8 protein-coding genes are annotated in these 9,147 nt (G+C 76.0%); 4 read left to right on the top strand and 4 right to left on the bottom strand.

Annotated features, from left to right (window positions below; all coding sequences use genetic code 11):
• Positions 1-64: 64 nt before the first annotated feature.
• The 3 genes from ACFQ8C_RS03100 to ACFQ8C_RS03090 are packed head-to-tail and all read right to left on the bottom strand — an operon-like array spanning position 65 to position 3,343.
• Entirely contained in the window at positions 65-1,201 is a 1,137-nt protein-coding gene (locus ACFQ8C_RS03100; protein WP_383451702.1) for a PP2C family protein-serine/threonine phosphatase, read from the bottom strand.
• Position 1,202: 1 nt separating this feature from the next.
• Complete coding sequence (locus tag ACFQ8C_RS03095; RefSeq protein WP_383451701.1) at positions 1,203-2,672, bottom strand: MFS transporter; 1,470 nt, start codon at positions 2,670-2,672, stop codon at positions 1,203-1,205.
• Positions 2,669-3,343 (bottom strand): TetR/AcrR family transcriptional regulator, encoded by a 675-nt coding sequence (locus ACFQ8C_RS03090; protein WP_383451697.1) that lies wholly within the window; start codon positions 3,341-3,343, stop codon positions 2,669-2,671. Before ACFQ8C_RS03090 ends, ACFQ8C_RS03095 begins: the two co-directional genes overlap by 4 nt.
• Before the next feature lie 294 nt (positions 3,344-3,637).
• Between ACFQ8C_RS03090 and ACFQ8C_RS03085 the strand changes: the two genes are divergently transcribed.
• From ACFQ8C_RS03085 to ACFQ8C_RS03070, 4 genes are all read left to right on the top strand, one after another.
• Positions 3,638-4,222 carry a TMEM165/GDT1 family protein gene (locus tag ACFQ8C_RS03085; RefSeq protein ID WP_383451695.1) on the top strand — a complete coding sequence of 195 codons (585 nt, stop codon included), beginning with the start codon at positions 3,638-3,640 and terminating at the stop codon, positions 4,220-4,222.
• 269 nt (positions 4,223-4,491) lie between these two features.
• Positions 4,492-5,781, top strand: a complete 1,290-nt coding sequence (locus ACFQ8C_RS03080; RefSeq protein WP_383451693.1) for a M20 family metallopeptidase — start codon at positions 4,492-4,494, stop codon at positions 5,779-5,781.
• Positions 5,782-5,840: 59 nt separating this feature from the next.
• Positions 5,841-6,161 (top strand): cupin, encoded by a 321-nt coding sequence (locus ACFQ8C_RS03075; protein ID WP_383451691.1) that lies wholly within the window; start codon positions 5,841-5,843, stop codon positions 6,159-6,161.
• 103 nt (positions 6,162-6,264) lie between these two features.
• Positions 6,265-7,698 carry a threonine/serine exporter family protein gene (locus ACFQ8C_RS03070; RefSeq protein WP_383451689.1) on the top strand — a complete coding sequence of 478 codons (1,434 nt, stop codon included), beginning with the start codon at positions 6,265-6,267 and terminating at the stop codon, positions 7,696-7,698.
• Positions 7,699-7,718: 20 nt separating this feature from the next.
• On the opposite strand, the gene ACFQ8C_RS03065 is transcribed toward ACFQ8C_RS03070, so the two are convergent.
• Positions 7,719-9,056, bottom strand: coding sequence for an Ig-like domain-containing protein (locus ACFQ8C_RS03065; RefSeq protein WP_383451687.1), 1,338 nt, complete (start codon positions 9,054-9,056; stop codon positions 7,719-7,721).
• Positions 9,057-9,147: the final 91 nt, after the last annotated feature.

Below are 9,147 nucleotides of genomic sequence, written 5' to 3'. Positions count from 1 at the left end.
GACGGAACCGATCCGCCGACCGCCCGGCGAGGCCCCGGGACGGACGCCCGCTCTCCGGCGACGGTCAGCGGGGGCTCTCCCCCGCGACCGGCCCTTCGGCGCGGACGACGAGGAGCGCGGCGACGTCGTCGTCGAGGTCTCCGTCGCCGTAGGCGGCGAGATCGCGGTGGAGGAGCTCGGGGATCCGGTCGGAGGGGGCAGCGGCCCACTGGCGGGCGCGCTCCTCCAGCGGGTAGAAGACCCCGGCCCGGTCACGGGTCTCGCTGACGCCGTCGGTGTAGAGCAGCAGCCGGTCCCCCGGCCCGAAGGGGAACTCCTCCACGCGGTGGTGGGAGTCGGCGAGGCCGGCGAGGTTGAGCGGCAGCGAGGGGTCGGCGACCTCCACGGGGGTCACCTCCGTACCGTGCTGGAGGAGCGGGGCGGGGTGGCCGCAGTTGAGGAGGCGGGCGGTGTCCCGGCCGTCGGGGAGCTCGACGAGGACGACGGTGGCGAAGCGTTCGGCGGCGTCGGAGTCGGGGTCCCAGGCCGCGTAGCGGGCCAGTCCCTCGTCGAGCCGGTCGGCGAGCGCGGGCAGGTCGGGGGCGTCGTAGGCGGTGGAACGGAAGGCGCCCAGGAGGACGGAGGCCGTCTCGACGGCGCCGAGGCCCTTGCCCTGGACGTCGCCGAGCATGATGCGGACGGCCCCGGGGATCTGGACGGCCTCGTAGAAGTCGCCGCCGATACGGGCCTTGGCCGCGGCGGCGACGTACAGCAGGTGGAGTTCGACGGGGCCGAGACGGGGCGGGGGCGGGCGGAGCACGACCCGCTGGACGACGTCGGCGACGGCGGTGACCTCGGCGAGGTCCCGCTCGCGGCGGGTGCGGACCGCGCTGACCCAGGCGGAGGCGGCGGTGATGCCGAGGATGAGGCTCTCGCTCGCGAGGAGTTCGGCCGCGACGGGCTCGCCCCGGACGATGACGAGCACGGCCCTCAGGGCCATGGCGGCGAGCCCCAAGCCGATGGTGCCGTACACGCTCCAGGTGGCGGCGGCGAGCGCGGGGACGGTGATGAGGAGCCGGTCGAGGCGCTCGGAGTCCGGCGTGACGAGGTCCGCGACGACGACCAGGACCATGACGAGGACGGGCAGGGCCCGGCCGAGGGTGACCTGGGTCCGCGTCGCCGTGGCGAGCCGGGGCCGGGGCCGGGGACCAGCTGCGTGCATCTCACGAGCGTACGCAGAACGGGCGGCGGGACCGGCGCGCCACGGCCTGGCGTGTCCCGCCGCCCCCGCCTCCCCCGGCCCCCGGGAGGGCGAGGGAGGCGGGCAGGGTGAGGGCCGCGAGGAGCGCCAGGACGGGGAGCGCGGCGCCGTGCGCGGGGACGAAGCCGCCGCCGGGGACGAGGGCGAGCAGGAGGGCGGCGGTGGCGACGCCGAGGGCGGGGCCGGTGTTCATGGCGGTCTGCTGGAGCCCGCCGGCGACCCCGGCGTGCGCCTCGGGCGCGTGGCGGACGATCGCCGCCGTCGCGGTGACCATCAGGGTGACGAAACCGGCGCCGAGAAGGGCCGCGCCGGTCCCGGTCGCCACGGCTCCCGCGCCGCCGTCGAGACGGGCGAGGACCAGGACCCCGGAGGTGAGCAGGACGCCACCGGTCAGGGCGGCGCCCCGGGGCCCGAGCCGCCGCTGGAGCGGCGGGCAGCACGCGGCGCCGAGCACCATCAGGACGGCGAGCGGGAGGAACCGCAGTCCGGCGGCGAGCGGGTCGAGGCCCTGCACCTCCTGGAGGAAGTACGTGGTCACGAAGAGGGTGCCGGAGAGCGCGGCGGAGGCGGCCAGCAGCGCGCCGAGCCCGGCGGCCACGGGCCGGCTCCGCAGCAGCGCGGGCGGCAGCAGCGGGTCCGGGGCCCGCCGTCCGTGGCGTACGAGGGTGAGCGCGGCGGCCGCCGAGGCGGCGAGGGGGACGGCGGCCCGCCCGCCGGCGCCGGGGTGCGGGAGCGTCACGAGCCCGTACACGAGGAGGCCGAGCGCCGCGGCAAGCAGCAGGGCGCCGAGGGGATCGCCGCCGGCACGCGCGCGCGTGGGGGACCCGGCCGCGGCACGCGTGCGTGCGGGAGGCGTGCGGCCCGGCTCGCGGACGGTGAGGGCGAGGAGGCCGACGGCGAGCGTCGGGGGCACGCCGAGGAGGAAGACCGCGCGCCAGCCGTACGCGGAGACCAGGGCGCCGCCGAGGAGGGGGCCGGCCGCGGCGGCGAGCCCGATCGCGCCGGTGCGCAGCGCGATGGGGCCGGTGAGCCGGTCCGGCGGGTAGGCGGTGCGGAGCATGCCGAGGGTGGCGGGCTGGAGCAACGCCCCGCAGACCCCCTGGAGGACGCGGAGCAGCACGACGGTGCCGATGCCGGGGGCGAGCGCGATCCCGGCGGAGACCGCCGCGAAGCCGAGGGCGCCGAGGGCGAAGACCCGGTGGTGGCCGTGGCGGTCGCCGAGCCGCCCGGCGAGGACGAGGAGGCTCGCGACGGCCACGAGATAGCCGGTGCTGGTCCACTGGACCTGGGCGACACCGGTGTGCAGGTCCCGCTGGAGGGCGGGTTGGGCGAGCGTCAGGACGGTGCCGTCGAGCGCGACGACGGCGGCCCCGGTCACGCTGCAGGCGAGGGTGCGGGCGCGGGCCGCGGGGGCGTCCGGGGCGGGGCTCATGGAGTGGGCCCCGCCGGGCCGAGGTGGGCGTCGAGGACGGCGCGGACGAGGGGCGCGGGGTCGTCCGAGCCGGTGGCGAGGGCGAGGCTGCCCCAGTGACCGAGCTGGGCGAGGCCGTGCAGGTTCGCCCAGAGCGCGCCGGCGGCGGTGACGGGGTCGACGCCGGTGACGCTGCCGGGGCGGAGTTCGGCGACGAGGGCGGTGAGCCGGGCGAAGAGCGGCAGGCTCGTCTCCCGCAGCCCCAGCCGGCCGCTCTCCAGCAGGTCGTGGCGGAACATCAGCTCGTACATGCCGCGGCGCTCGGCGGCGTAGGCGAGGTAGACGCGGGCGAGGGTCTCGGCCCGCTCCCGGGGCCCGGCGTCCGCGGCACCGGCCTCCCGGTCCGCCTCGGCGACGCGGGCGGCCAGTTCGGCGAAGCCTTCGTGGGCGATGGCCGAGAGCAGGTCGAGGTGGGTGGGGAACCAGCGGCGGGGCGCGCCGTGGGAGACGCCCGCGCGGCGGGCGATCTCGCGGAGCGTGAGGGCCTGGACGCCCTCGGCGTCGACGAGGGCGACCCCGGTCCTGACCAGCCGCTGCCGCAGCCCGCCGCGGCCGTGCTCGTCGTCGGCCGGAGCGTCAGGCCGGTCGGCCGGCCGGCCGTGGGGCTGGTCCTGGGGTACGGAGTGGGACATGGACACTGTCTACCACGCGACGTAGACAGTGTCTACTCGCCCGTTGATCCATCGGATACACTGGTGGGCAGCGAAGGGGAGTAGCCCTGCGAACCGGTCGTCGACACACTGGAGCCCCCGGGTTCCCGGTGACCGGGTCCGCGTGTGACGCGGACGGGCGAGACCTTCGGCCAGGCATCACCACGTCCGCAATCCCTGTGGGCGTGGTCCGTCATGCCGGGCCGAGTGGTCCTCCCGTCGCCCACCGAGGTGCCGTGCGGAGTCACGGGCCCGGACCGATCAGAGAGCGCCGGTATGCACCTCGACCCCTTGGCGATCGTCACCGCCTTCGGGCTCATCTTCCTCGCCGAGCTTCCCGACAAGACGATGTTCGCGTCGCTCGCCATGGGCACGCGCATGCGTCCCCTCTACGTGTGGTTCGGCACCTCCGCGGCCTTCGCGGTGCACGTCGCCATCGCGGTCGGCGCCGGCAGCCTCCTCGGGCTGCTCCCCGGCTGGACCGTCAAACTCGTCTCCGCGCTGATGTTCGGCTTCGGCGCCTTCGTCCTGCTGCGGGCCGGGGGCGACGACGAGGAGGACGACGCCGGCGGCAAGACCGTCACCGGCTTCTGGCCGGTGTTCTCCACCGCCTTCATGGCCGTCTTCATCAGCGAGTGGGGCGACCTGACCCAGATCACCACCGCCAACCTCGCCGCCACCAACGGCACCGCGTCGACCGCGATCGGCTCCTTCCTGGCGCTGACCTCGGTCTCCGCCCTGGCCCTCGTCGCCGGCCGGTTCATCGCCAAGCGGGTGCCGCTCAAGACCGTCCAGCGCGTCGGCGGTGTCTGCATGGCGGGCCTCGCGATCTGGTCCCTCGTCGAGGTGTTCACCGGCTGACGCACCCCGACCGCCCGTCCTCCGGGGCCGTACCCGCACACGCGTGGGTACGGCCCCGGAGTCGTACCCCGGACGGCGGCCCCTCCTCGGCGTTCCGGTCGCGCCCGTCGCCTCGCACCGCGCGAAAGGGGCGCGTCGCACCGCGCGAAAGGGGGGAGGAGACCGGTCACGGCCCTCCACAGGCCCTCGCCCGCCGCCGGCGTCGCGCTCCGCGATCCCTCCGTCGGCCGATCCGAGCGCGCCCGTCGCGCGAGCACGAGAGGACGCCCATGAGCGACGATCCGGTCCACGGCGAGCTCGACCGGCTGGCCGAGAAGACCTCCGCCCGGGTGATCGCCTGGCGCCACCACCTGCACCGGCACCCCGAGCTGTCCAACCGGGAGGCGGGGACGGCCCGGCTGGTCGCCGACCACCTGCGCGGCCTGGGGCTCGACGAGGTCCGCACCGGCATCGCCGGGCACGGGGTGGTGGGCGTGCTGCGCGGGACGGCCGGCGGCGGTGGCGGCCGGGTGGTCGCGCTGCGCGCGGACACGGACGCCCTGCCGGTGAAGGACCTGTGCGGCGTGGACTTCGCCTCCACGGTGGTCGACCAGGAGTATCCGGGCGGCCCGTTCCCGGTCTCGCACGCCTGCGGCCACGACTGTCACACGGCGATGCTGATGGGCGCCGCGACGGTCCTCGCGGGCGCGCGCGACCGGCTGCCCGGCACGGTCCTGTTCGTCTTCCAGCCCGCCGAGGAGGGGCCGCCGGTGACCGAGACCGGCGGGGCGCTCGCCATGGTCGACGCGGGCGCGTTCACCGACCCGGTGCCGACGATGGCCTTCGGGATGCACGTGACACCGCACCCGAAGGGGTACGTGGGCTACCGGGTGGGCCACCAGTACGGGGCCTCGGTGATGGTCGGGATCACCATCACCGGCAAGCAGGTGCACGGCTCCACGCCGTGGCAGGGCGTCGACCCGATGCCCGCGGCCGGAGCGGTGCTCACCGGGATCGGGCAGCTGTACCGGCAGGTCTCCGCCTTCGACCCGGTCACCGTCACCATCGGGCACGTCGAGGACGTCGGCCGGTTCAACATCATCGGCCAGACGGTGACCCTCTGGGGCACGATCCGCTGCGCGGAGGAGTCCGACATGGACGACGTGCGGGAACGGCTCCGGCGGCTGGCCGAGCACTCGGCCGCGGCGTACGGGGCCACGGCCGAGGTGCGCTACCTCCAGCCGGTGCCTCCGGTGCACAACGCCGGACCGTGGGTGGCGGCCGGACTGCCGTCCTTCCGGCGGGTGGTGGGCGCGGAGCGCGTCACCGAGACCGGCCCCACCCTCGGGTACGACGACGTCTCCGAGCTCATCGGACGGTTCGGCGGCCTGTACGTGATGCTGGGCGTCCAGGACACGGTCCTGGGCCCGGGCGGACTGCCGGTGCCGGAGGAGGGCGGGCGGGGCCTCGCCACCAACCACAACCCGCGCTTCTACGCCGACGACGGCACCCTCGTCACCGGCGTCCGCCTCCACGCGCACGTGGCGTACGACCACCTCACCGGGGCGCTGCTGCCGTAGGGTCAGGCGGCTCACCGGTCCCGACTTGCGTCCCCGTACACAGCCGGGAGGCTGGGGGTATGAACCTGGATCTCACCGCCCTCGCCGACGAGCACCTGGCCGCCGCCCGCGCCGCCCCCCACGGGCGCAGCGCCCATCGGGTGCTGCACGACGGCGTGCTGCGGCAGACCGTGATCGCCATGACGGCCGGCACGGTACTGGACGAGCACAACGCTCCCGCGGCGGCCAGCCTCCAGGTGCTGAGCGGCCGGGTGAGGCTGACCACCCACAGCGGCGGGGACGAACTGGCGGCGGGCACGCTGCGGATGATCCCCAAGGAGCGCCACGGGCTGACCGCGGTGGACGACAGCGTGGTGCTCCTGACGGCCGTCAACGACTGACGGCGAGGGCGCGAGCGGGGGCTGACGCCCCGTCGCCCGCGCCCCGCCCGTCACGGGCACCCCCTGTTAACGTTCATGAATGCGGCTTTCGTCCCGATTCGATGTGCGTGGTATCGCGCGACGCGCGGCGGCGCTGCGGCCTCGGCGACGCACCGGCACCGTCACCCTGCCGGAGGACGACAGCGCCGACCGGGAACGGCTCCGGGACCTCGCCTCGCTCCTCTGCGAGCTGGGCTCCGACCTGCTGAGGGCCGCCGAGCGCAGCTCGGAGGTCGAGCGGGCGCTGCACGACGTCGCCGCCCGCTACGGCACCAGGGCCCGCTGCTTCGTCGTCCCCACCGGGCTCTTCGTCCGGGTCGGCGGCGGGCCCGACGGGCGCGGCGGCGAGCTCGACTTCGCCCCGGTCGAAGGACCCGACCTCCGGCTCGACCAGGTGGAGTCGCTCCAGGCACTGGTCACCCGGATGCGCGCCGAGGAGGTGCCATTCGGCGAGGTGCGGCGCGCGCTGCGGGAGAACCGGGAGCGGCCGGACCGGTTCAGCCCCGCCGCCACGGTCCTCGGCTACGTGCTGCTGACCGTCGGGCTCGGCACCATGCGGCACGCGACCGTGCCCGCCGTCGCGGGGTACGCGGCGCTCGGCGCGGGCGTCGGCGTGCTCCGCCTGTTCGGCGACCGGCTGCCCGCGGCCCGTACCGCCCTGCCGGTGGTCACCGCCATCCTCGTCACCGCCGCCGCGCTGCGCTGGGCGGGGCCCCTGCTCCACGAGGACCCCACTCTCCTCTACGTCCCGCCGCTCATCGCCTTCCTGCCCGGTGCGGCGCTCACGCTCGGCGCCATCGAACTCGCCACCGGGGCCGCGCTGTCCGGGCTCTCCCGGCTGGCCGGCGCGCTGACCGTCCTGCTGCTGCTCTCGCTCGGCATCCTCGTCGGCTCCGAACTGCAGCGGCCGCACCCCTCCGGCGGGAAGGCCGCCGAACCGCTCGGCGCGTGGGCGCCCTGGGTGGGGGTGCTGCTGCTCGGCTTCGGCTTCCTGCTGTACTTCTCCGCCCCGCCCCGGGTCACCGGCTGGCTGCTCGGCGCGCTCCTCGCCGAACGGCTCGTGCAGTCGGCCGCGTCCGAGTTCGCCGGGGCGACCTTCGGCGCCTTCGCCGCCGGGGCCGTCCTGCCGCCGATGGCGAGCTGGATCGAGAAGCGCTCCCGGACCCCCGACCAGGTGGTCTTCCTACCCTGCTTCTGGCTCCTGGTCCCCGGCGCGGTCGGGCTCACCAGCGTCTCGGAGATCATCGTCGAGAAGGACACCGACGGCGGTCTGGACAGTCTGGTCGGGACGGTGATCACGGTCGCCGCGATCGCCCTGGGGGTGCTCGTGGGGGCCGGACTCCAGCGCCGGCCACGGCTGATGCTCGGCGAACCCGCGCCGAGCACCCCGGAATCCCTCCTGGGCGACGACCGGCCCGACGACGTGCCGGCGCCGGGCGCGGGTGCGAGCGCGGGTGGGGGTGTGGGCGCGGGTTCGGGTTCGGGTACCGAGAGCTGAGCCGGTTCCGGAGGACCGGCTCAGAGGTCGGGGCGCAGCGGGCCCGCGGCGGCGCTCGGGCCGGCCTTGCGGGCGCCGAAGGCGCTGCCGCGCAGCCACTCGGGCCAGCCGAGGTTCCAGTCGCCGTAACCGTTGCCGAACGGCGTCATCGGCTTGCCGTACCCGTGGACGACCCGGACGAGGTCGCCCTCGCGGACCGTGCGGTAGAGCCAGCGGGCGGCCTCGGTGGACATGCCGGTGCAGCCGTGGCTCACGTCGGCGCTGCCCTGCGCGTCCAGGGACCAGGGGGCGGCGTGCAGGTACTCGCCGCTCCAGGTCACCCGGGTGGCCCAGCGGACCTTGAGGTCGTAGAACTCACGACTGCCGCGGGTGATGCCGATGGAGTCGCCGCGCATCCGGACCATGGGCTCCTTGCCGAGGACGACCTTGGTGCCGACCCGGGTGCGGAAGCCGCGCTTGCCGGTGGTGACGGGGATGACGCGCAGCAGCCGGCCGTCGCGGTAGACGCGCATCTCGTGTGCGGCGACATCGGTGACGGCCTCGACCCGGGCGCCGGTGGAGAAGGTGAGGGACCGTGAGGGGCCGCCGTGGAGCCGGCCGCTGACGCGGGCTCCGTCGAGGCCGGAGCGGACCCGGACGGTGGCGCGGGCGGGCCAGTAGACGCGGGGCCGGTAGTGCAGGGTGTCGGCGTCCACCCAGTGCCAGGCCCCCTCGACCCGGGGTTCGCTGCGTACCTCCAGGGCGCGCTCGACGATCCGGCGGGCGAGCGGGGCGTCGGCCTGGACGGGGTGGCTGAGCTCCGCCGTGACCGGCTGGCCCACCCCGTACGCGCGGCCCCGCTCGCCGCCTCCGGGGCCGAAGACCACGGTGAGCCGCTCCCCCGCCGGGGCCTTCGCGGTGCGCACGGCGAGCCGGACGGTCCGGCGGCGCGGGCCGTCCCGGCCTGTCTCCTCCACGACGAGACGGGCCGTGTACGTGCCTCCGGCGGGCAGGGCGACGTCGCTGGTCCAGCCGGTGCCGTCGGCGCCGGTCCGTCCGGCGATCCGGCGCCCCCGCCGGTCGGCGAGGGTCACGTCGGCGAGCCGGCCGGGGGTGCGCAGGACGAGGTCGACGGGGCCGGTGGCGGCGGCGGGCAGGGTGACGGTCGTGGGGGCGTCGAGGGTCACGAGGGTGCGGGGCACCCGGCACAGCCCGCCCGAGGAGGAGCAGACGCCGACCATGACGACGGCGGGCGCCGGGGCGGCCGCGCCGCCCGCGCGGCCGCCGGCGGGGACCTGCGCGGCCGCGGTGGTGACGAGTACGGCCCCGACGGCGAGGGAGAGCGCCCCCCACCCCTGTACGTATCGGCGTGACGGCACGTCGGACACTCTCCCCTTTCGTCGCTGACCGGTCGGCGGCTCGGCGGACGGGCGCCGACCCGAGTATCAGAACCGATGAGAGGAGAAAAAG

Origin of the sequence: Streptomyces sp. NPDC056503, from assembly GCF_042794995.1 — a bacterium.
In the GTDB taxonomy this organism is placed as follows: domain Bacteria; phylum Actinomycetota; class Actinomycetes; order Streptomycetales; family Streptomycetaceae; genus Streptomyces.
Note: the sequence above shows the minus strand (reverse complement) of the source record. Positions and strands in the feature narration are given on the sequence as shown.

Bases quoted from the DNA above. Each gene is read 5' to 3' on its own strand.
- ACFQ8C_RS03100 (WP_383451702.1), bottom strand. From the start codon at position 1,201: ATGCACGCAGCTGGTCCCCGGCCCCGGCCCCGGCTCGCCACGGCGACG.
- ACFQ8C_RS03095 (WP_383451701.1), bottom strand. From the start codon at position 2,672: ATGAGCCCCGCCCCGGACGCCCCCGCGGCCCGCGCCCGCACCCTCGCC.
- ACFQ8C_RS03090 (WP_383451697.1), bottom strand. From the start codon at position 3,343: ATGTCCCACTCCGTACCCCAGGACCAGCCCCACGGCCGGCCGGCCGAC.
- ACFQ8C_RS03085 (WP_383451695.1), top strand. From the start codon at position 3,638: ATGCACCTCGACCCCTTGGCGATCGTCACCGCCTTCGGGCTCATCTTC.
- ACFQ8C_RS03080 (WP_383451693.1), top strand. From the start codon at position 4,492: ATGAGCGACGATCCGGTCCACGGCGAGCTCGACCGGCTGGCCGAGAAG.
- ACFQ8C_RS03075 (WP_383451691.1), top strand. From the start codon at position 5,841: ATGAACCTGGATCTCACCGCCCTCGCCGACGAGCACCTGGCCGCCGCC.